Source organism: Camelimonas abortus (genome assembly GCF_042432745.1).
Lineage (GTDB): Bacteria > Pseudomonadota > Alphaproteobacteria > Rhizobiales > Beijerinckiaceae > Camelimonas > Camelimonas abortus.
This window is the reverse complement of record NZ_JBHLWR010000006.1, coordinates 417,547-438,644: the sequence shown is the minus strand read 5'-3', so window position 1 is coordinate 438,644 and position 21,098 is coordinate 417,547. Positions and strand designations below refer to the sequence as shown.

Annotated in this window: 19 protein-coding genes; 13 read left to right on the top strand and 6 right to left on the bottom strand. The window is 72.2% G+C overall.

Annotated features, from left to right (window positions below; all coding sequences use genetic code 11):
• Positions 1-16: 16 nt before the first annotated feature.
• Entirely contained in the window at positions 17-1,840 is a 1,824-nt protein-coding gene (locus ACFFJB_RS04350; protein ID WP_376829816.1) for an aminopeptidase P family protein, read from the bottom strand.
• A 343-nt stretch (positions 1,841-2,183) separates the two neighbouring features.
• Here ACFFJB_RS04350 and ACFFJB_RS04345 point away from each other — a divergent pair, with 343 nt between their 5' ends.
• Positions 2,184-2,411: a hypothetical protein gene (locus tag ACFFJB_RS04345; RefSeq protein ID WP_376829814.1), complete on the top strand. Its 228-nt coding sequence runs from the start codon at positions 2,184-2,186 to the stop codon at positions 2,409-2,411.
• 214 nt (positions 2,412-2,625) lie between these two features.
• Here ACFFJB_RS04345 and ACFFJB_RS04340 read toward each other — a convergent pair whose 3' ends face one another.
• Entirely contained in the window at positions 2,626-3,546 is a 921-nt protein-coding gene (locus tag ACFFJB_RS04340; protein ID WP_376829812.1) for a 50S ribosomal protein L11 methyltransferase, read from the bottom strand.
• Between the two features lie 251 nt (positions 3,547-3,797).
• On the opposite strand from ACFFJB_RS04340, the gene hisS reads away from it, so the two are divergent.
• The 4 genes from hisS (at position 3,798) to ACFFJB_RS04320 (ending at position 8,392) form a co-directional block, all read left to right on the top strand.
• Positions 3,798-5,354, top strand: a complete 1,557-nt coding sequence (gene hisS / locus ACFFJB_RS04335; RefSeq protein ID WP_376829810.1) for a histidine--tRNA ligase — start codon at positions 3,798-3,800, stop codon at positions 5,352-5,354.
• A 220-nt stretch (positions 5,355-5,574) separates the two neighbouring features.
• Positions 5,575-6,708, top strand: coding sequence for an ATP phosphoribosyltransferase regulatory subunit (locus ACFFJB_RS04330; protein WP_376829808.1), 1,134 nt, complete (start codon positions 5,575-5,577; stop codon positions 6,706-6,708).
• Positions 6,709-6,726: 18 nt separating this feature from the next.
• Positions 6,727-7,710 carry an ATP phosphoribosyltransferase gene (hisG, locus tag ACFFJB_RS04325; protein WP_376829806.1) on the top strand — a complete coding sequence of 328 codons (984 nt, stop codon included), beginning with the start codon at positions 6,727-6,729 and terminating at the stop codon, positions 7,708-7,710.
• Positions 7,711-7,993: 283 nt separating this feature from the next.
• Positions 7,994-8,392 carry an META domain-containing protein gene (locus ACFFJB_RS04320; RefSeq protein ID WP_376832534.1) on the top strand — a complete coding sequence of 133 codons (399 nt, stop codon included), beginning with the start codon at positions 7,994-7,996 and terminating at the stop codon, positions 8,390-8,392.
• Positions 8,393-8,798: 406 nt separating this feature from the next.
• Here ACFFJB_RS04320 and ACFFJB_RS04315 read toward each other — a convergent pair whose 3' ends face one another.
• The 3 genes from ACFFJB_RS04315 to groES form a co-directional block, all read right to left on the bottom strand.
• On the bottom strand, positions 8,799-10,595 hold the full coding sequence (locus ACFFJB_RS04315) for an ABC transporter ATP-binding protein/permease (protein WP_376829804.1): 1,797 nt from the start codon (positions 10,593-10,595) through the stop codon (positions 8,799-8,801).
• Positions 10,596-11,372: 777 nt separating this feature from the next.
• Positions 11,373-13,013, bottom strand: coding sequence for a chaperonin GroEL (gene groL, locus ACFFJB_RS04310; protein ID WP_376829802.1), 1,641 nt, complete (start codon positions 13,011-13,013; stop codon positions 11,373-11,375).
• A gap of 133 nt (positions 13,014-13,146) precedes the next feature.
• Positions 13,147-13,434: a co-chaperone GroES gene (gene groES, locus ACFFJB_RS04305; protein ID WP_376829800.1), complete on the bottom strand. Its 288-nt coding sequence runs from the start codon at positions 13,432-13,434 to the stop codon at positions 13,147-13,149.
• A 277-nt stretch (positions 13,435-13,711) separates the two neighbouring features.
• On the opposite strand from groES, the gene ACFFJB_RS04300 reads away from it, so the two are divergent.
• Positions 13,712-14,227, top strand: a complete 516-nt coding sequence (locus ACFFJB_RS04300) for a MarR family winged helix-turn-helix transcriptional regulator (protein ID WP_376829798.1) — start codon at positions 13,712-13,714, stop codon at positions 14,225-14,227.
• Between the two features lie 71 nt (positions 14,228-14,298).
• On the opposite strand, the gene ACFFJB_RS04295 is transcribed toward ACFFJB_RS04300, so the two are convergent.
• Entirely contained in the window at positions 14,299-15,159 is an 861-nt protein-coding gene (locus ACFFJB_RS04295) for a DUF2076 domain-containing protein (RefSeq protein ID WP_376829796.1), read from the bottom strand.
• Positions 15,160-15,413: 254 nt separating this feature from the next.
• Between ACFFJB_RS04295 and ACFFJB_RS04290 the strand changes: the two genes are divergently transcribed.
• From ACFFJB_RS04290 to bfr, 7 genes are all read left to right on the top strand, one after another.
• Entirely contained in the window at positions 15,414-15,854 is a 441-nt protein-coding gene (locus tag ACFFJB_RS04290) for a c-type cytochrome (protein WP_376829794.1), read from the top strand.
• Positions 15,855-16,157: 303 nt separating this feature from the next.
• The gene (locus ACFFJB_RS04285; protein WP_376829792.1) at positions 16,158-17,024 is read left to right on the top strand and encodes a (Fe-S)-binding protein; all 867 of its coding nucleotides are present in this window, start codon (positions 16,158-16,160) and stop codon (positions 17,022-17,024) included.
• A complete protein-coding gene (locus tag ACFFJB_RS04280) occupies positions 17,021-18,490 on the top strand; it encodes a lactate utilization protein B (RefSeq protein ID WP_376829790.1) in 1,470 nt (489 codons plus the stop codon). Before ACFFJB_RS04285 ends, ACFFJB_RS04280 begins: the two co-directional genes overlap by 4 nt.
• Positions 18,487-19,185 (top strand): LutC/YkgG family protein, encoded by a 699-nt coding sequence (locus ACFFJB_RS04275; RefSeq protein ID WP_376829788.1) that lies wholly within the window; start codon positions 18,487-18,489, stop codon positions 19,183-19,185. The genes ACFFJB_RS04280 and ACFFJB_RS04275 overlap by 4 nt, the downstream gene beginning before the upstream one ends.
• A gap of 77 nt (positions 19,186-19,262) precedes the next feature.
• Positions 19,263-19,499 (top strand): hypothetical protein, encoded by a 237-nt coding sequence (locus ACFFJB_RS04270; RefSeq protein ID WP_376829786.1) that lies wholly within the window; start codon positions 19,263-19,265, stop codon positions 19,497-19,499.
• A 310-nt stretch (positions 19,500-19,809) separates the two neighbouring features.
• Positions 19,810-20,271, top strand: coding sequence for a (2Fe-2S)-binding protein (locus tag ACFFJB_RS04265; RefSeq protein ID WP_376829784.1), 462 nt, complete (start codon positions 19,810-19,812; stop codon positions 20,269-20,271).
• Positions 20,272-20,590: 319 nt separating this feature from the next.
• Positions 20,591-21,070 (top strand): bacterioferritin, encoded by a 480-nt coding sequence (bfr, locus tag ACFFJB_RS04260; protein WP_376829782.1) that lies wholly within the window; start codon positions 20,591-20,593, stop codon positions 21,068-21,070.
• The last annotated feature ends 28 nt before the right edge of the window (positions 21,071-21,098 follow it).

Below are 21,098 nucleotides of genomic sequence, written 5' to 3'. Positions count from 1 at the left end.
TCCGGGGCGCTGCGGATCAGATCGGGCGGGTGGCGGCGCGCAGCCAGGCGCGGGCGGCCGCGTCGGCCACCTGCGGGGCCAGCTCCTCATGCACCCGGGCGTGATAGGCGTTGAGCCACGCCCGCTCGCTGTCCGTCAGCAGCGCCGGCTCCACCAGGCGCAGGTCGATGGGCGCCAGGGTGAGCGTCCCGAAGCCCAGCATGGGCCGTTCGGCCCCGGGGATCTCCCGCTCCTCCACCACCAGCAGGTTCTCGATGCGGATGCCCCAGGCGCCGGCCTTGTAGTAGCCCGGCTCGTTGGAGACGATCATGCCCGGCTCCAGCGCCACATTGCCGAGGCGGGAGATGCGCTGCGGCCCCTCATGCACCGAGAGGAAGCTGCCGACGCCATGGCCCGTGCCGTGGTCGAAGTCGAGGCCGGCCTCCCACAGCGGCCGGCGGGCGAAGCTGTCCAGCTGCGCCCCCCAGGTTCCGGCCGGGAACACGGCGGTGGCCACGGCGATGTGGCCCCTGAGCACCCGGGTGAAGCGGTCGCGCATTTCGGCGTCCGGCTCGCCCACGGCGATGGTGCGGGTGATGTCGGTGGTGCCGTCGCGATACTGGGCGCCGGAGTCGATCAGGAACAGGCCGGGGCCGATGGGGGCGTTGCTGGCGCCGGTGACGCGGTAGTGCACCACCGCGCCGTTGGGGCCGGCGCCGGCGATGGTGGGGAAGGAGATGTCCTCCAGCAGGTTGGTCTCGCGGCGGAAGGTCTCCAGCGCGGCCACGGCGTCGATTTCGGTGAGGCCGCCGCCGGGGGCAGCCGTGTCGAACCAGTGCAGGAAGCGGCAGACGGCGACGCCGTCGCGCAGGTGGGCGGCGCGGGCGCCGGCCAGCTCCACGGCGTTCTTGCGCGCCTTCATCAGCGTCAGCGGATCCTCGCCGACGTCAGCCTCGCCGCCGGCGTCGCGCACGATGCCGGCGAGGGCGGCGGCGCCGGTGGCGGAGTCGATGCGGATGCGGGCGCCGCCCGCGGCGCGGGCGCGCAGCCGCTCGGTCAGGGCGGCGGGCGGCGTGACGGCGGCGAAGGGCTCCAGCGCCGCGGCGGCCTCGCTGGTCAGCTTGCGCGCGTCAAGAAACAGCTCCGCCCTGCCCTCCAGCGGCACGAAAGCGTAGCCGAGGGCGAGCGGCGTGTGCGGCACGTCGGCGCCGCGGATGTTGAACAGCCAGGCGACGTTATGCGGATCGCTGACCAGCAGCCCGTCCACGCCCTGGCGCCCCAGCGCCTCGCGCAGGCGGCCGAGACGCGCGCCGGCGCTCTCGCCGGCGAGACTCTCCGGATGCACCCGCACCGGGGCGGCCGGCGCCGGCGGCCGGTCGCTCCAGACGGCGTCCACCGGATTGCCGTTCACCGCCACCAGCTCGCCGCCGGCGGCCCGGGCGGCGGCGCGGTAACGCTCCGCGGCGGCCTCCACATGCAGCCATGGGTCGTAACCGAGGCGCGCCCCTGCCGGCAGGCAGTCACGGATCCACGCCTCCGGCGCCGTCTGCGCCAGCGGAATCACCTCGATCACCGAGCCGTCCACCTGGCGCGGCGCCTGGAGCACGTAGCGGCCGTCCACGAACAGGGCGGCGCGATCCATCAGGATGACGGCGCAGCCGGCCGAGCCGGTGAAGCCGGTGAGCCAGGCCAGGCGTTCGGCGCAGGGCGGCACGTATTCGCCCTGGTGCTCGTCGGCGCGCGGCGCGATGAAGCCGTCCAGCCCGCGCCGGCGCAGCTCGGCCCGCAGCCGGCCGATCCGCTCCGCGCCGGCGGCCGCGGCGACGCCCTCGCCGAAGTCCTGAAACACTGCCCGGAACATGCCGCCCTCCGCTGTGGTCTTCCGCGCAGGGGATATGGCCGCAATCGCCGGCGCCGCGCAAGCGCGGCCGGGGGCGCGGCGGACGGCGCGGACCGCTGGCGGTACGACATGGCGCATGTCAAGTACCGGAAAGTACCAATTACGGAAAGTAATGTACGTGACTGATAACAGTCATCGTGACGCATCCGTACCGGATGCTTCTGTAACCAGTGCGGTCATGCGCTGGCGGGATGGCTCCCATGCGACGCAGATACTACTAAGGTCGCAGACAAAGTCATAGGTAAGGGCCACACAAGAACATAGAGGAACGCTGGGGCTGTCTTGCTTATCTGGAGATAGACCAATGGCTACCGCCACCCTCGCCAATGTTTCCGCCCGTCCGGCCGTCGTCCGCTCGCAGGACGCGTCCCGCCTCGGCGCCGCCATCCGTTCCTTCTTCGCCGGCTTCCGCAGCGCTGGCGTTCCGCATGACACGCTGCAGCTCGCCGCCCGGCTTGGCCCGGAGCAGCTGAAGGAAGTGGGCGGCTGCCAGGACCCGCAGACCGGCCTGGTATACGGTTCGCTGCGCTGAGCGCCCGCCCGGGCGCGCCGGTCCCCCCGGCGGCGGCGCCCGCCGGCCGCGCGACTGACGGCGAAACGCCGCCGGCCCGTCCGGCGGCCCAATGGCCAGACGCACGCGTCTGGCCATTGTTTTTTGCATGCTCCCCGTCACGGCCGGCCGAAACGGAAAGGGCGCCGCCCTGCGGCGACGCCCCTGAATTCTCCGTTGCGGCGGATGCGACCGGTCAGGCCGCGGCCAGCGGCCGGGGCGCGGCGCCGCCGCGCCGCAGCGTCAGCGTCGACCAGCCGTCGCGATCGCGGCGCTCCCACAGGGCGAGCCCCTGGGCGCGGTAGGCGGAGAGCACCCCCGGCACGTCGCGCGGCAGCAGGCCGGAGAGCACCAGCACGCCGCCCGGAGCCACGGCGCGGGCGAGCGACGGGGCCATCAGCCGCAGCGGCCGCGCCAGGATGTTGGCGAACACCAGCTCGAACCGGCGGCCGCGGGCGAGCGCGTGATCCACGCCCGGGGCGACGTAATAGCTGACGAGACCGGCGACGCCGTTGCCGCGGGCGTTGCCGGCCGCCACCTCGATGGCCACCGGATCAAGGTCGCCGGCCACCACCGGAACCTTCAGCCATTTGGCCGCGGCGATGGCGAGAATGCCGGTGCCGGTGCCGACGTCCAGAATGGAGCGCGGCCGGCGGCGGCTGGCGATGCGCGCCAGCGCGTCGAGACAGCCGGCGGTGGTGCCGTGATGGCCGGTGCCGAAGGCGAGCGCCGCCTCGATCTCCAGCCCCACGTCATTGGACCTGGCGACGCCGCGGTCATGGCCGCCATGGACGAGGATCCGGCCGGCGCGCACCGGCTTCAGCCCGTCGAGGGACGCGCGCACCCAGTCCTGCTCGCGGATGTCGTCGAAGGTCGCGGCGTTGGCCGCGGCCTCGCCGACGATGGGGCGAATGACGTCGATGATCATCTCCTCGTCCGGCGGCGTGGCGAAATAGGCTTCGAACAGCCAGCCGGCGTCAGTCTCGAACGTGGAGACGGCGGTTTCGGCGGGATCGAAAATCTCGCCGAGAATCTCGGTGATCTGGCGGGCGCGGGCTTCGTCGGTGATGAAGCGCATGACGCGCGTGGCCTTCTGGGGTTGCAGTCCTTCGATCATGGCGTCCGCCCTAGCACGACAGCCGCGCCGCGGCGAGGCGAAAGACGTCGCAAGCCAGCGCGGAGAGCGCCCCGGCCGCGTGATCACCGGCTGCAGGCCCCAGCTGTCCCCGGCGGGGCGTCCTGACGTTTTCCCTCTCCCCTGCATGCGCCCTCCTCTTTTGGGCTTCTTTCCGCCGCCGGGCGCGGAAACGGCGCCGCGCGCGCAATACCGCCTTGCCCGCGGACCTGTCGCGGAGTAATGCGAACCCCATGTCCCGGAACGACCTGACCAACGCCAGCGCCGGCAGCGAGGCGCAGTCGCAGCCCTCCGCGAAGGAGAAGGCGAAAGAGCGCCCGAAGGCGCGGCTCGCCCGCGGCTTCGTGGACCGCGGCCCCGTGGAGATCGCGGCCAGCGCCCGCATGCTGGAGAAGATCCGCGAAACCTACGAATTTTACGGGTTCGACGCGCTCGAAACGCCGTTTCTCGAGTATACCGACGCGCTGGGCAAGTTCCTGCCCGACCAGGACCGCCCCAATGAGGGCGTGTTCTCGCTGCAGGACGACGACGGCCAGTGGCTGTCGCTGCGCTACGATCTCACGGCTCCCCTCGCCCGCTACGTGGCCGAGAATTTTGACCGGCTGCCGAAGCCCTACAAGAGTTACCGCTGCGGCTGGGTGTTCCGCAACGAGAAGCCGGGTCCGGGCCGGTTTCGCCAGTTCATGCAGTTTGACGCCGACATCGTCGGCGCCGCTTCGGTCGCCGCCGACGCGGAGGTCTGCATGATGGCGGCGGACACGCTCGACGCCCTCGGCCTCGCCGGCAAGTACGTGATCCGCATCAACAACCGCAAGGTGCTGGACGGCGTGCTGGAGGCCATCGGCCTTGGCGGCGCGGAGAACGCCCAGCGCCGCCTCACCGTGCTGCGCGCCATGGACAAGCTCGACAAGGTGGGCGTGGACGGCGTGCGCGACCTGCTCGGCGAGGGCCGCTGGGAGCATCCGGAGACGCAGAGCGGCGACTTCACCAGGGGCGCCGGGCTCGCGCCGGAAGCAGCGGATCAGGTGCTGGCGGTGCTCGCCGCCCGCGGCGACGGCAACGCCGCCACCGTGGCGCGCATGGCGCAGGCGTTCTCCGGCACCGCCACCGGCCGCGAAGGCTGCGCCGAGCTGGCCGAGATCGCCCGCCTGCTCGCCGCCGCCGGCTATGACGACGGGCGCGTGATCATCGATCCCTCGGTGGTGCGCGGGCTTGAGTATTACACCGGCCCGGTGTTCGAGGCGGAGCTGACCTTCGAGGTGAAGGACGAGAAAGGCCGCCCGGTGCGCTTCGGCTCGGTGGGCGGCGGCGGCCGCTATGACGGCCTTGTCGGCCGCTTCCGCGGCGAGGACACGCCGGCCACCGGCTTCTCCATCGGCGTGTCGCGCCTGCTGGCGGCGCTGATGGCGGTGAAGAGCCCGGTCGTGGCGGTGGAGCCGCCGCCCGGCCCGGTGGTGGTGCTGACCCTCGACCGCGACCGCATGGACGATTACCAGGCCATGGTGGGGCGCCTGCGCGCCGCCGGCCTGCGGGCCGAGCTTTACATGGGCCAGGCCGGCATGCAGGCGCAGATCCGCTACGCCGACCGGCGCGGCTCGGTCTGCGTGGTCATTCAGGGCAGCAACGAGAAGGAAAAGCGCGAGGTCACCATCAAGGACCTGCGCCTCGGCGCCACGCTGCGCCAGATCAGCGACCGTGAGACCTATCTGGCCCAGCAGGCCAGGGCGCAGTTCTCCGTGCCCGAGTCCGAGCTGGAGAGCGCGGTGCGGCAGGTGCTCGCCCGCTACTGAACGGCGTCCCGCGGCCGCTCCGCCGCCGGTCGCAGGCGGGGCCAGTTGCTGGTATGTAGCGCCCGGGCAGGGGCTGGCCGCCCCCGGAGACTGGCTCCGGACGGGCCAGGCCCCGCCGTTTTTGTGGATTTCGCCGGAGCTTCCGCGCCGCCGCGCCGGAGAAGGCTTCCGGCGCATGCGCCGCCCGGCGCCGGCCGGCGGGCAGCACGGATGGAATGCGATGTCGCCGCAGCTGACTGACGAACCAGCCACGCAAGAGGCCTGCGAACGCCTGCTGGCGCTGTTCGCGCGCGAGGGTTACCGCCGCGTGGAGCCCCCCGTGCTGCAGCCGGCGGAGGTATTTCTGGACCTTTCCGGCGAGGACATCCGCCGGCGGCTGTTCGTCACCGCCAGCGGCGACGGCGCCGAGCTGTGCCTGCGGCCGGAATACACCATTCCGGTCACGCGCATGCTGCTGGCCGGCCATGACGGCGGGCCGCTGCGGGCGGCGGTGAGCTATCTCGGCCCGGTGTTCCGCCTGCGCGCCGGCGAAACCGGCGAGTTTCCGCAGGCGGGCGTCGAGTCGTTCGGCCGCGAGGACACTGGCGCCGCCGACGCGGAGATCCTGTCGCTGGCCATGGAGGCGGCGGCGGCGCTCGGCCTGCGCGATCCGGTGGTGCGCCTCGGCGACATGGGGCTGCTCAACGCGGTGGTGACGGCGCTGGGCGCCGACGCGCCGACGCGCCGGCGGCTGCTGCGCGGCGTGGCCGCCGGCCAGCCGCTGGCGGCGCTGGCCGGCAATGGCGACGGCGACGGCGACTACGCCGGACTGCTCGACGCCCTCGCCGGCCAGGATCCGCGCGCCGCCCAGGCGTTCGTGGAGGACGTGCTGGCCATCGCCGGCATTTCGCGGGTGGGCGGACGCAGCGCCAGCGACATCGCCCGGCGCTTCCTCGCCCGCGCCGAGCGGCGCGCCGCGGCCTTCGGCGATGAAAAGCGCGCCGTGCTGGAGCGTTACCTCGCCATCGCCGGCGATCCGGACGACGCGGTGACCGAACTGCGGCGGCTGGCCGCCGACGCCGGCCTCGACATTGGCGCGGCGGTGGACCTGTTTGAGGAGCGCCTCGGCTTCTTCGCCGCCCGCGACGTGGCGGTGGAGCGCATCCGTTTCTCGGCGCGCTTCGCCCGCAACCTCGACTATTATTCCGGCTTCATCTTCGAGATTGACGATCCGGCGCGGCCGGACCGGCGTCCGGTCGCGGCGGGCGGGCGCTATGACGGCCTGGCCGAGCGCCTCGGCGCCGCGGCGCCGGTTCCGGCCGTCGGCTGCGCCCTGTGGCTCGACCGTTTCGACAGCCTCACCCTGACCGCCTGATCTTTCGGGGAATCCATCATGTCCGCCGACGCCCCGCTCATCATCGCCGTTCCGTCCAAGGGCCGCCTGCAGGAGAACGCCGCCGCCTTTTTCTCGCGCGCCGGCCTTGAGCTGCACCGGCCCGGCGGCGCCCGCGACTACCGCGGCGCCATCAGGGGGCTGCCCGGGGTGGAGGTGATGTTTCTCTCCGCCTCGGAGATCGTCACCCAGCTGGCCAGCGGCGCGGCGCATCTGGGCATCACCGGCGAGGACCTGGTGCGCGAGCAGGCGCCCGACGCCGACGAGGCCATGGAGCTGCTGACGCCGCTCGGCTTCGGCAACGCCAATGTGGTGGTGGCGGTGCCGCAGGCGTGGATCGACGTGCGCACCATGGCCGATCTCGACGACGTGGCCTCGGAAATGCGCGCGCGCACCGGCGAGCGCATGCGCGTGGCGACGAAATACGTCAACCTCACCCGCAGCTTCTTCGCCGCCCATGGCCTCGCCGACTACCGCATCGTCGAGAGTCTCGGCGCCACGGAGGGCGCGCCGGCGGCGGGCTCGGCGGAGATCATCGTCGACATCACCACCACCGGCGCGACGCTGGCGGCCAACGATCTCAAGGTTCTGGACGACGGCGTGATCCTGCGCTCATGGGCGAATCTGGTGGCGTCGCTGCGGGCGCCGTGGGGACCGGCGGCGCGTCAGGCGGCGGCCGCCATTCTCACCCGCATCAACGCCGAGGAGACGGCCCGCGCCAGCCGCGAGGTCACGGCGCTGGCGCCAGGGCATGACGCGGAGGCGCTGGCCGCGCTGGCGGCCCGTTTCGGCGCCAGCCTGCCGTGGGGCGCGCCGGTCGCCGGCGGCCCGGCGACGCTGCTGTGCCCGGCGGAGCAGACCTTCGCCCTGGCGGAGGCGCTGTCGGCGGCCGGCGCCGACCATGTCAGCGTGCGGCGGGTGGACTACGTCTTCCGCCGGCACAATCCGCTGGCGGACCGGCTGTTCGCCCGTCTTGGCCGCTGAGGACGCGGCCCGGCCGGCGCGGACGCGCGGGGCGCGGAGCCGTCCGGCGACCGGGCCGTCCTTGCCCGGCGCTTGCAAAGTCTGCGACATTACGGGAAAAGACGCGGCGACAGCGACGGACGCCGTTTCGCCGGCAGGCCGGCCGCGCGGGCGTTCCGGAGCGGCGGCCCCGCCGCCCCGTCGTGACGCAGCGCCAGCACGCGCCTGGTTGAGGGAGAGGATGCACGTGAAGACAGTTCGCCTTGCACTGACAGCCGTCGCGCTCGCAGCCGGCGCCCTGACCATGGCCCCGGCTCACGCCCAGCAGGCGACGCGGACGGCGCCGCTGCAGCCCAGGAAGATCGAGAAGAACTTCCCGCTGGGCAAGAACTGGATCGCGGTCAGCCTGAACGGAAAGCGCTACACTGGCGCGGAACGTCCGTCCTTCGTGCTGGACTCCCAGTTCCGCGCCCGCGGTTTCGGCGGCTGCAACACGTTCAGCGCCGTGGCCTTCCCGCTGCGCGACCAGGGCATCGCCGTCGGCCCGCTGGCCCTCACCCGCCGCGCCTGCGACAGGCACGTCCAGGCGGCCGAGACGGCCTTTCTTACGGCGCTGCGTTACGCGCAGAAGTGGGATCTGGTGGGCGGCCAGCTGGTGCTGAAGGGCCCCGCCGGCGAGCTGCGCTTCGACCGCACCTTCTGACGGCTCCTCCCGGGGCGACGGTCCCGGACCGTCATGACCCGTGCGGGCGCGCCCGGCCGCGCCGGAGGGGCGCGCGGCGTCGCCCTGGCCGCGCCCCGAATGGCCCGATCAGGTCCGGCCATAACCGTCTCCGCAGCCGCGCCGGACGCAACGCGCCTCCGGCCTCATGCCCGGGCCTGGCCGGGCGTCCGTCCAGGCGCCGCGGCGCGACGCGCACGGAAAACAGGCGCGTAAAACAGCAAACAAAAGCCGGGTCACGTCCGGCCATGGCGGCGCCGGCGCCCGCATGGCGGCGGCGCAGGCCGGGCCATGCCCGCCGCCGGCGCACCCCCGACCGGCACGGCTCCGGCCGGGCCGGGGAGCGGCGCCCGGCGCCCGCGCCGGGGAGGCGACCCGCCGCGGCGCCCTACCCCGCCGCCGGAGCCGCGTCATAAACATCCCGCGGCTCGAACACCCGGCCGCCGACATTGATCATGTCGATGCGCCGCGCGTGCAGCGCGTGCAGCGTGGAGCGGTGACCGATCGACACGATCGTCGCCTGCGGCAGCGCCCGCGCCAGCAGGCCGTAGGACGAGGCCTCCAGCCCCTCGTCCATGGCGGAGGTCGCCTCGTCGAGGAACAGCCAGTCCGGACGCGCCAGCAGGGCGCGGGCAAGGGCGAGGCGCTGCTGCTCGCCCAGCGACAGCGTCTGCGCCCAGTGGTCCTCCTCGTCCAGCCGCGCGACGAGATGCGGCAGCTGCACCGCCGCCAGCGCTTCAGCCAGCTCCCCCGTGCTCCACGCGTCCGGCGCGGCGGGATAGCAGGCGGCGGCGCGCAGCGTTCCCACCGGCAGATAGGGCCGCTGCGGCAGCAGCAGCAGCGACGCCCCGTGCGGCAGGCGGATGTCGCCCGAGCCGAACGGCCAGATGCCGGCGATGGCGCGGAACAGCGTCGACTTTCCGGAGCCTGAAGGCCCGGTCAGCAGCGTGGTTTCGCCCGGGCGCAGGGTCAGCGCGCCCACCCGCACCACCTCGCGCCCGTCCGGCAGGCTGAGCGAGAGGTTGCGGATCTCGAGATTCGCGTCCGCGCCCTCCTCCCGCCGCAGCCGGGAGGCTCCGGAGCCGGCGATGCGCGCCGTCTCCACCGCGCTGGTGAAGGTGGTGAGGCGGTCCACCACCGCCTTGTAGTCGGCGAGCGTGGTGTAGGCGCTGATGAAGAACGACAGGCTGTCGCTCACCCGGTTGAAGGCGCTGGCGGTCTGCTGCATGCCGCCGAGGGTCACCTTGCCCGCGAAATAGTATGGCGCCACCAGGATGTAGGGGATGACGTTGCTGATCTGGGCGTAGGCGGCGGTCACCGCCGTCAGCTTCTTGGTGCGGCTGACGATGGCGAGGAAATTGTCGATCACCGAGCCGAAGCGCCCGGCGAGGTGGCGCTTCTCCGCCGGGGCGCCGCCGGTCAGCGCCACCTGCTCGCCGTATTCGCGCAGGCGCGCCAGCGAGAAACGGAAGTCCGCCTCATACTTCTCCTGCTCGAAGTTCAGCCGGATCAGCGGCCGGCCCACCCGGTGCGTCAGCCAGGTGGCGGCAATGGCGAAGACCAGGGCGCCCCACAGCAGGAAGCCCGGAACCCGCAGGTCAGTGCCCGGCAGGGTGAAGCTGGCGGACAGCTGCCACAGCACCACGGCGAAGGAGACCAGCGTCGACACCGACGACAGCAGCCCGAGGAACAGCTCCATGGTGCGCACGATGAAGGAATCGATGTCCTGCTGGATGCGCTGGTCCGGGTTGTCGGCGCCATGGCCGAGCAGCTGCATGTGGTAGTGGGCGTTGTGGTCGAGCCAGTGGCTGACGTAGCGCGCGGTGAGAAAGGCGCGCCAGCGGATGCGCAGGTAGGACTTCAGCGCGTACTGGTAGATGGCCGCCACGATGTAGATGACCGCCCAGAACATGAACACGGTCAGCAGCAGCGTCCAGAAGCTGGCGGCGTCCCTGTTCTGGATGGCGTTGAACCAGTCGCGCGAGAAATAGGACAGGCGCACGTTGATCGCCACCAGCGCGAATTCGATGCTGATGATCACCGCCGCGAAAATGAACGCCAGCAAGCGCTGCTGCACGGCGAAGGCCGGGAACGGCCAGATGCGCGCCTCGGTGAGCTCGCGGGAGGTGAAATAGGGCAGCGTGAGCCGCCAGATGTCTGTGAGAGCCTTTTTCAGTCCGTGCATGTCATCCGCCGGCTGGGGCGCGGCGCGCCCCGGGAAATGATGGAATGTCCGGGCGGTCAGGCGCGTCCGCCCCGCCGGGCCGCGGCCTGGCGGACGGCGCCCGGACCGCCCTCGCGGAAACGGGCGTGGCGGCCGCTCCGGCGGCGCAGCTCCTGCGCCGGGCGCCGGAAAGGCGCCGCTCCGGCCCCGCCCTCGCCGGACGACGCCGCGGCCGGCGACGGCCGCGGCCGGCCGCCCGCATGATCTTTAGAAAACTGATTGTGACATTTCCCATTAATCTTTTGTCATCATCTGCGACTGCGGGGCGGAAAAGAAAAAACGCGCCCCGGACGGGACGCGTTTCTCGCGCCGCAGGCGCGGCGCCATGGCGGATGCTTGCGCCTGCGGACCACGGCCCCGCCCTTTCAGGCGGAAGCCGCCGCCGGGCGGGCCGGGACTCAGCCGAAGATGTGCCAGCCGACGACGACGCAGGCGACGACGCCGAGAAGCAGGCTCCACCACACGCCCGAGACCGGGCTGTCGATATCGTCTTGCATGATGCACCTCTTGAGCTCACCGGAGCCGGATCGGCCCCACGGGCCCGGACCGGCCCATGCGCGCCTTCCGCGCGCTCCGGGCGATAATGGTCAGGGTCTGTCTAGCCTGTCGCCGGCGCGAAGGCAAACGGGGCCGGCGCCGGGAAGGTGAAAAACTGCGCGCTCCCGGCCCCTGCCGGCGGGCGACAAAAAAGGGGCTCCGGAACATCCGGAGCCCCCGTGACTGCGGTCGCAGCGTGGATCAGAAGTCCATGCCGCCCATGCCGCCCATGCCGCCCGGAGCCGGGGCCGTCTCCTTCTTCGGAGCGTCGGCGACCAGCGCCTCGGTGGTGATGAGCAGGCCGGCCACCGAAGCGGCGTCCTTCAGGGCGGTGCGGACGACCTTGGCCGGGTCGACGATGCCCGCCTGCATCAGGTCGCAGTACTCTTCGGTCTGGGCGTTGAAGCCGAAGGTGTTGCTCGAGGTGTTCTCGAGGATCTTGCCGACGACGATCGAACCGTCGACGCCCGCGTTCTCGGCGATCTGGCGGATCGGGGCCTCAAGGGCGCGGGCCACGATCTTGATGCCGGCGCGGATGTCGGCGTTGTCGGAGTCGAGCTTCTCGACCGCGGCCTTGGCGCGCAGCAGGGCGGTGCCGCCGCCAGGAACGATGCCCTCCTCGACCGCCGCGCGGGTGGCGTTCAGGGCGTCGTCGACGCGGTCCTTCTTCTCCTTGACCTCGACCTCGGTGGAGCCGCCGACGCGGATCACCGCGACGCCGCCAGCGAGCTTGGCCAGACGCTCCTGGAGCTTCTCACGGTCGTAGTCGGAGGTGGTCTCCTCGATCTGGGCCTTGATCTGGGCGACGCGGGCCTCGATGTCCTTGCGCGAGCCGGCGCCGTCGATGATCGTGGTGTTCTCCTTCTCGATGCGGACGCGCTTGGCGCGGCCCAGCATGTCGAGGGTGACGTTCTCGAGCTTGATGCCGAGATCCTCGGAGATGGTCTGGCCGTTGGTGAGGATGGCGATGTCCTCGAGCATGGCCTTGCGACGGTCGCCGAAGCCCGGAGCCTTGACGGCGGCGACCTTCAGACCGCCGCGGAGCTTGTTGACCACCAGGGTGGCCAGGGCCTCGCCCTCGACGTCCTCGGCGATGATCAGCAGCGGCTTGCCGGTCTGCACCACGGCCTCAAGCACGGGCAGCAGCGGCTGCAGCGAGGAGAGCTTCTTCTCGTGGATCAGGATGTAGGGATCCTCGAGGTCGGCGACCATCTTCTCGGCGTTGGTGACGAAGTACGGCGAGAGATAGCCGCGGTCGAACTGCATGCCCTCGACGATCTCGACCTCGGTCTCGGCGGTCTTGGCCTCCTCGACGGTGATCACGCCGTCGTTGCCGACCTTCTGCATCGCCTTGGCGATCTCCTCGCCGATGAAGCGGTCGCCGTTGGCGGAAATGGTGCCGACCTGGGCGATCTCCGAGGAGTCGGAAACCTTCTTGGCGCGGGCGGCGATGTCGTCCAGGGCCGCGGCGACGGCCATGTCAATGCCGCGCTTCAGGTCCATCGGGTTCATGCCGGCGGCGACAGCCTTGGCGCCTTCCTTCACGATGGCCTGGGCAAGGACGGTAGCGGTCGTGGTGCCGTCGCCGGCCTTGTCGTTGGTCTTCGAGGCCACCTCGCGCACCATCTGCGCGCCCATGTTCTCGAACTTGTCGGCCAGCTCGATCTCCTTGGCGACCGACACGCCGTCCTTGGTGATGCGCGGAGCGCCGAAGGACTTCTCCAGCACGACGTTGCGGCCCTTCGGACCCAGCGTGACCTTCACGGCGTTGGCGAGGATGTCCACGCCGCGCAGCATCTTGTCGCGGGCTTCGCTACCGAATTTTACTTCCTTGGCAGCCATGTGTGCTTGCTCCTGTTATCGGGTCCGGCGGCGTCTCGCGCCCGGGACCCCCTGTCCCTGGCCGGCGCTCGCGCGGCCCTGAAATCACTGTCGGGGAAAAATCCAGAAACCCGTTTCGCGCGTCAGCCGCTGGTCAGCCGATCACGCCGAGGATGTCCGACTCCTTCATGATCAGCAGCTCTTCGCCGTCGATCTTGACCTCGGTGCCGGACCACTTGCCGAACAGCACGCGATCGCCAGCCTTCACGTCGAGCGGAACCAGCTTGCCCTGCTCGTCGCGGGCGCCCGGTCCAACGGCCACGACCTCGCCCTCCTGGGGCTTCTCCTTGGCGGTGTCCGGGATGATAATGCCGCCCTTCGTCTTCTCCTCGCTCTCGATGCGGCGAACGACGACGCGATCATGCAGCGGACGGAACTTCATGGACCATTCCTCTTGATGGAGCGCAGGACGCGCATTGTGAAAACGGATCGTTAGCACTGTCGGCTGGTGAGTGCTAACCGATGGCCCGGAGATAGGACTGCCCCGGATGGGTGTCAAGGGACGCCCCGGCGGGCCCGGCGCCAAATTTTTCGTCGCCGTGAGGACGCCCGTTGCAGCCGCCGCGGCGTTTACCGCGGGCGCGCCCTGCGCCATGCTCCCCCGCCGCAGGCGCGCCGGCGCGTACGGGCGCGCCGCCAGCCGGGGAGCGAAACCGCCGATGACCAGCAGCGACGCCCGCGCCAGCCGCAAGCCCGCGCAACCGCCGGCGCAGCCGCGCGCTCCGGCCGGGCCGGAGGAGCGCTGCGCCTGCCTTGAGGCGCGCATGACGGCGCGCGCCCTCACCCGCATGTATGACGCGGCGCTGCGGCCCGCCCGGCTGAAGGCGACGCAGTATTCGCTGCTGGCGGCGCTCGAACGCGGCGCCGCAGGCTCGATCAGCGCCCTGGCGGAGGCGCTGGCGCTGGAGCGCACCAGCCTCACCCGCAACCTGCGGCTGCTGGAGACGGCCGGGCTGATCGCGCCGCGGCCTGGCGGCGGACGGGCGGTGGGCTACGCGCTCACCGAAGCTGGCCGCGCCGCGCTGGCCCAGGCGACGCCGCTGTGGCGCAAGGCCCAGGCCCGGGTGCTGGCGGCGCTGGGCGAGACCGGCCAGGCGCAGGCCTACGCCGGCCTGCGCGCGCTGCGCGAGGCGGCGCGCGCGACGCCCGGAACCGCGGACCGGGGCGAGGGCTGAAGCGGTGCCCGCCCGGCCGCGAACGGCCGGGCGCGTCCGCGCGCCCGGCATGCCGGTGGCCAACGGCCGGCTCAGACCCAGTCGCCGCCGTCGCCGCCGTCCCAGCCGCCGCCGTCGTCCCACGCGCCGCCGTCATCCCAGCCGGCGTTGTCCCAGCCGCCAGTGTCGTTGCTCCACCCGTCCTGACCGGGATCGGCATGACCGGCGGTCTGCACGGCCGCGTCGCCCTGGTCGCTGGCGGCGGGCTGGACGTCGCCGGTCGCGCCGGCGTCCCTGGCCGCGTCGGCGGCGGTCTGCGGCTGGGCCAGCGGCGTGGCCGAGGCGGCCGACGAGCCGCCCATCATGCCTTTCACCGCGTCAAACAGCAGCGCGCCGCCGGCGACGCCCGCCGCCGTGGCCAGCGCCGAGCGCAGGAAGCCGCCGCCAGCAGGCGGCTGCGGCGCGGCCTGCGGCTGGCCGCCCCACGGGCCGGCCGGCTGCTGCGGCCCGCGGCTCCACGGGCCGCCGGGCGCGCCGCCCGCCGCGGGACCGCGGGCGAACGGACCCTGCTGCGGCGCGGCCGCGCCCTGGGCGGAGCCCGCAGCGGAGCGGCCCACCGGGGGCACGCTGGTGCGGCCGCCGCCAAAAAGGCCGGAGAGGAAGCCGCCCGGCTGGCCGGACTGCGGCGCGGCCGTGGGCTGCTGCTCCCGGGCCTGGCGCAGCTCGTCCTCCAGCTGGCGCACGCGCGTCTCCAGCTCCTCGTTGCGCCGGGTGAGCTGCTGCACCGCCATGTCCTGGACATAGACGGCCTGGGCGAGGGCGTAAGGCGCGTAGGGCTGGCGCGCCACCAGCTCCGCGATATGGCGCTCCGCCTCCGGATCCCGCGGCGCGTTTTCGACGTCCTTCAGCCGGTTGAAAATGCCGTCAATGACTTCGCGTTCGTGGGGATCCATCGATTCCTTCTCCTGGAGTTCGTTCCGTCCGTCCCGGGACGTCGGGAACTGAGATGGGAACGCGGCGGCCGCTGCGCCAGAGCCGCCGCGCGCAAAATCGGCGCCCGCGCGTATGGCGATGCGGCGACGGGTAGCGTGGACCCCGCCGCCGGCGCGGGCCAGGATCCCCGCCTGCAGACCGCCTTCTCGCGCAGCCGGCGCCTGCGGCCGACGCAGCCCCTCCCCCGGCCGGCCGCGACGCACAGGGAGCCGACATGACCATTCGCCCCCCCGCCCTTCCCCGCTTCGTCCGGCGCCGGCGCCCCTGGGCCGGCGTGCTCGCCGCCTGCGCGGCGGCGGCGCTCGCCACGGCCGCCCACGCCGGAGACCCGGAAGCCGGCGCGCGGGTGTTCATGAAATGCCGCGCCTGCCACCAGATCGGCGAAGGAGCGAAGCACACCGCCGGACCGCAGCTCAACGCCCTCATCGGCCGCAAGGCGGGAACGGTGGACGGCTACCGCTTCTCCGACGCCATGAAGAACTCCGGCCTCACCTGGGACGAAGCCACCCTGCGCGACTATCTGAAGGCGCCGCGCGCGAAGGTGCCCGGCACGCGCATGATTTTCCTTGGCGTCACAAGGGAAAGCGAGATGGACAACCTGCTCGCCTATCTGCGCCAGTTCGACGCCGACGGAAAAATCCGCCCGGCGCAGTAGCGGCGCCGGCGCGCGGCCGGGCCGCCATATGTGCAGTCGCCCGGGCCCGCAGCCCGGATCCAGCCGCCCAGGCGCCGTCGCCCCTGTTCCGGCACGCCATATCCGCCTGCCCACGGCGCCGCCGGACCGGCGGCTGTTTTGCCCTGCGCCCGGCGCTGTCCGGCCGGGGGCTGTATTACCTTACGTAAAGCATGCGACGCGGCCGCAGCTGATTTGATCGCTGCGGCCGTTTGCCGGAACGGCCGCCGGCGTTAATCTGCTGCGGCGGCGCGGCCTGCGCCGCGCAGACAGAAAGCCGTCGCCATGTCGCATCCGTCCCGGCCGGCCCCGCAGCGCCCGCGCGTGGGGCTTCTCGTCACCTGTCTCGTGGACCTGATGCGCCCCTCGGTGGGCTTCGCCGCGGCGAAGCTGCTGGAGGACGCCGGGTGCGTGGTGGAGGTTCCCCCGCAGACCTGCTGCGGCCAGCCGGCGTTCAACTCCGGCGACCGCCGCACCGCCGCGGACCTGGCGCTGGCCATGATCCGCGCCTTCCGCCACTGCGACTATGTGGTGGCGCCCTCCGGCTCCTGCGCCGGCATGGCCCGCCGGCACTATCCGGAGCTGTTTCCCGACGATCCGGAGCTGCAGCGCGAGGCGCGCGCCTTCGCCGACCGCACGTGGGAGCTGACCAGCTTCCTCGTCGACGTGATGGGCGTCACCGCGGTGAAAGCGCGGTTTGAGGGAACGGCGACCTATCACGATTCCTGCGCGGGCCTGCGCGAGATGCAGGTGCATGACCAGCCGCGCCGCCTGCTGGCCTCGGTGGAGGGGCTCACCCTCACCGAAATGGCCGACGCCGACGTGTGCTGCGGCTTCGGCGGAACCTTCGCGGTGAAATATGGCGAGATCTCCGACGCCATCGTCAGCGAGAAGACGGCGCGGATCCGCGAGAGCGGCGCGCCCATGGTGCTGGCCGGCGATCTTGGCTGTCTCATGAACATCGCCGGCAAGCTCTCCCGCCAGGGCGCCGCCGTGCAGGTCCGCCATGTGGCCGAGGTGCTGGCCGGCATGACCGGCGCGCCGCCCGTCGGCGCGCCGGCGGCGCAGACCGCTACCGGGGCCGGAGCCCCCGCCGCGGCGGGGACCAGAGACGCCGCCCCCGCGGCGGCGGGCGCGGAGGCGCGGTCATGAACGCGCCTGTCGCGACCACCCCCGCCTTCCGCGACAACGCCCGCCGCGCCCTGCAGGACGACGGGCTGCAGAAGGTGCTGGCCACCATGCGCGGCGGCTTTTCGGCGAAGCGCGCCGAGGCCGCCGCCGCCCTGCCCGAATTCGAGGCGCTGCGCGACAGCGCCCGGGACATCAAGAACCACACCCTCGCCCATCTCGACATCTACCTCGAGCAGTTCGAGGCGCAGGTGAAGGCGGCCGGCGGCCACGTGCATTACGCCCGCGACGCTGCGGAGGCGCGCCGCATCGTCGCCGGCATCTGCCGCGACCTTGGCGCGAAAACCGTGACCAAGGGCAAGTCGATGATCTCGGAGGAGATCGGCCTGAACGCCCATCTTGAGGCCGAAGGCTTCACCCCTGTCGAGACCGATCTTGGCGAATACATCATCCAGCTGCGCGGCGAGACGCCCTCGCACATCATCGCGCCGGCGTTTCACCTCAGCGCCGCCCAGGTGGAGCAGGACTTCCGCCGCGCCCACACGCAGCTGCCGCCGGAGCGCGACCTCTCCGACCCGGTGAACCTGCTCAACGAGGCGCGCCAGGTGCTGCGCCAGCGCTTCCTCACCGCGGACGTCGGCGTCACCGGCGCCAATTTCCTCATCGCCGAAACCGGCGCCTCGGTCATCGTCACCAATGAGGGCAACGGCGACCTCACCCAGACGCTGGCCAAAGCGCACGTCGTGCTGGCCTCCATCGAGAAGCTGGCGCCCACGCTCGAGGACTGCGCCCAGATGCTGCGGGTGCTGGCGCGCTCGGCCACGGGCCAGGACAGTTCGGTGTACGTCACCTTCTCCGCCGGGGCGCGGCGCGACGGCGATCCGGACGGTCCGGGCGAATATCATGTGGTGCTGCTGGACAACGGCCGTTCGGCCATGCTCGGCACGTCGTTCCAGGAGATGCTGCGCTGCATCCGCTGCGGCGCCTGCATGAATCACTGCCCGGTGTACCAGGCGGTGGGCGGCCACGCCTATGGCTGGATCTATCCGGGGCCGATGGGCGCGGTGCTGACGCCGTCGCTGATCGGCGTGGAGAAAGGCGGACAGCTGCCCAACGCCTCGACCTTCTGCGGCCGCTGCGAGGCGGTGTGCCCGGTGCGCATTCCGCTGCCGAAGCTGATGCGCCACTGGCGCGAGCGCGAGTTCGAGCGGCGTCTTGCGCCGGCGACAGTGCGCTCGGGCCTGGCCTTCTGGGGCTTCTTCGCCCGCCGTCCGTGGCTTTACCGCCAGGCGACGCGGGCCGGCGCGGCGCTGATGGCGCTTGCGGCGCGCGGGCGCGGCCGCTTCCGGCGCCTGCCGTTCGCGACAGGCTGGACTGACAGCCGTGATTTTCCGGCGCCGGAAGGCGAAACCTTCCAGGCCATGTGGGCGAGGCGGCAGGCGCGCCGCGCGGCGGCGGGCGCCGGCGACAGGCGGGAGGGCGGACAGTGAGCGACGCGCGCGACGACATTCTCGCCAGCATCCGCCGGTCCCTCGGCGTCAGCCCCGACGACGCCCCGCGCCGCGCCGAGGCGCTGGCGCGGCTGGCGCGCCCGCCGCGGGGCGTCATCCCGCAACGCGGCCAGGCCAGCGGCCGGGCGGCCGTCGAAACCTTCATCCGTTATGCCGAGGCCGCGCAGGCCAGCGTCAGCGTGGCGCCGGCGCCGGAGGCGGTTCCGGCCGAAGCGGCGCGCTGGCTCAGCGCCCGCAACCTGCCGCCCACGGCGCGCATGGGCGCGGACCCGCGCCTCGCCGCCATGCCGTGGGGCGAAACCGCGCTGGAGGTGAGCCATGGCCCCAGCGCCGGCCAGGATCTCACCGGCGTCAGCCACGCCTTCGCGGGCATCATCGAAACCGGCTCGCTGGTCCTGCTCTCCGGGCCGGACAATCCCACCACCCTCAACTTCCTGCCGGACAACCATATCGTCGTGCTGGACAGCGCCGACCTGGTTCCGTCGCTGGAGGACGTGTGGGCGCGGCTGCGGCGCGAGGTCGCCGGCGCGCCGCCGCGCACGATCAACATGATCACCGGTCCGTCGCGCTCCGGCGACATCGACCGCACGATCTTCCTCGGAGCGCACGGGCCGCGCGCCCTGCACGTCATCCTCATCGACCGCGACGGCGCGGCGGGAACCAGCGGTCCCTGAGCGGCGTTGGCCTCCATGTCGCGACGGCGCCCGGACCGGGACCGCAGCGGCGCGCCACGCGCGAAAGGAGGCGAATCATGAACGACAACCAGCCAGGCCGTAGGCGGCCGCAGGATCACCTCCCGGAGAAGGAGCGCGCCCGCAGGGAGCGCGCCCATGAGGAGGCGCAGCTGGACGAATCGATCGAAGAAAGCTTCCCGGCCAGCGACCCCTCGTCGGTGACGCGCGCGCCGCGCGAGCACCGCTATACGGTGGAGCCGCCGGAGGAAGGCGCCGACCGCAGGACGCCGGCCAATCCCGGCCCGGAGGCCTGAGGCGCCGGCCGGACGCGCGGCGGCGGACAGGCCTGGCCGCCACGCCGCCCACTGTGGGCGCCCGGCAGGGCGCCCTTTTCTTTCAGGAACGCCCGTTTCCCCCGCAGGAACAGCCCCGGCCCGGCGGCGCTGACGCGCGGCAGATAGCCGCGCCGCCGCGCCGTGACGGCCCGCGCCGCCCCCGGTCGCGCCTGCGCCCGCGCGCGGGGCGCAGGGGGCATGCGCCCCATGGCGCTTGACCCGGACAACGGAACGCGCGATTAGCAAGTCACTGAAACATCTGCACTTTTTAAACTTTCTAAAGAACGCGATGATCGTTTGTTCGTGCAACCAGCTGACCGATAGCCAGGTGCGGGACGCCCTGACGGGGGATTCCGGAACGCGCCCGCGTTCGCCCGGACAGGTCTATCTGTGCCTTGGCTGCAAGCCCAACTGCGGCCGGTGCGTCAGCCAGATCCGGCAGATGTTTTCAGACATCACCGCGGGCAAGGCGTGCCAGATCGGCTGCGCCTCATGCCCCGGCGAAACCGCGGCGCAGGCCATCGCCGCGCAAATCACGGCCCCGCCGCGCGCGCCGGCCGGCGGCGCGCCGCGCCGGCGCTTCGTGGTGCCGGAGGCGCAGCGTTACCGGCCGGCGCCGCGCCCCGCCGCCCGGGCTCCGGGCGCCCACGCCCAGACTTCCCAGGCCCAGGCTGCCCTCGCGCTCCCCGCCAGTCCGGCCCGCCCGGCCAGCGGGAATGCCCCGCTGCCGGCGCGCATCGCCGCCGAGTAACGCCGGCAGGGCGCGCCTGCCCCGCCCGCCGCCGCCTTTCCGGGAGCCGCGCCGCCCCGCCCGTTTCCAGCGGCGGCGCGCGCTTCCCTTTCCCCCTGCTTTCGCTGACATTTGCGCGAGGTCATTGCGCGCGCCCCCCGGGGCGCGGACCCTTGTCGCATGCGTCGCCGCGGGTCGCGCCCGGTCCTGCCGCGGGTTCCGGGCTTCGCCGCCGGAAGCGCGGGCCTGGGCCAGGCCCTCCCCCGCCGCCGGCGGAAAACGCTTGCCTGGCGGAGGAGACCGGCCTAAATTAGAGCCATTCTAAAAAAGGAGCCCTCCGATGCAAGGCGATCCGAAGGTCATTGAGTATCTCAACCGTGGCCTGCGCAGCGAACTCACCGCCATCAACCAGTACTGGCTGCACTTCCGGATCCTCGACAACTGGGGCCTGAAGAAACTGGCGCAGTTCTGGCGCAAGGAGTCGATCGAGGAAATGCATCATGCGGATCGCTTCACGGACCGCATCCTGTTCCTTGAAGGCTTCCCGAACATGCAGGTGCTGGATCCGCTGCGCATCGGCCAGACGGTCACCGAGATCATCGAGGCGGACCTGGCGGCGGAGCGCGAGGCCCGCGCCCTTTACCAGGAGGCGGCGGCCTACTGCCTTGAGGTGAAGGACTATCCGTCGCGCGACCTGTTCGTCGACCTGATGACGGACGAGGAAGGCCACATCGACTTCCTCGAGACCCAGCTGGACCTGATCAACCGCCTCGGCGAAGCGCTGTACTGCCAGCACCACATGGGCGAGCTCGGCGAATAAGCCTGGCGGCCGGCGTGGGGGACGGGCC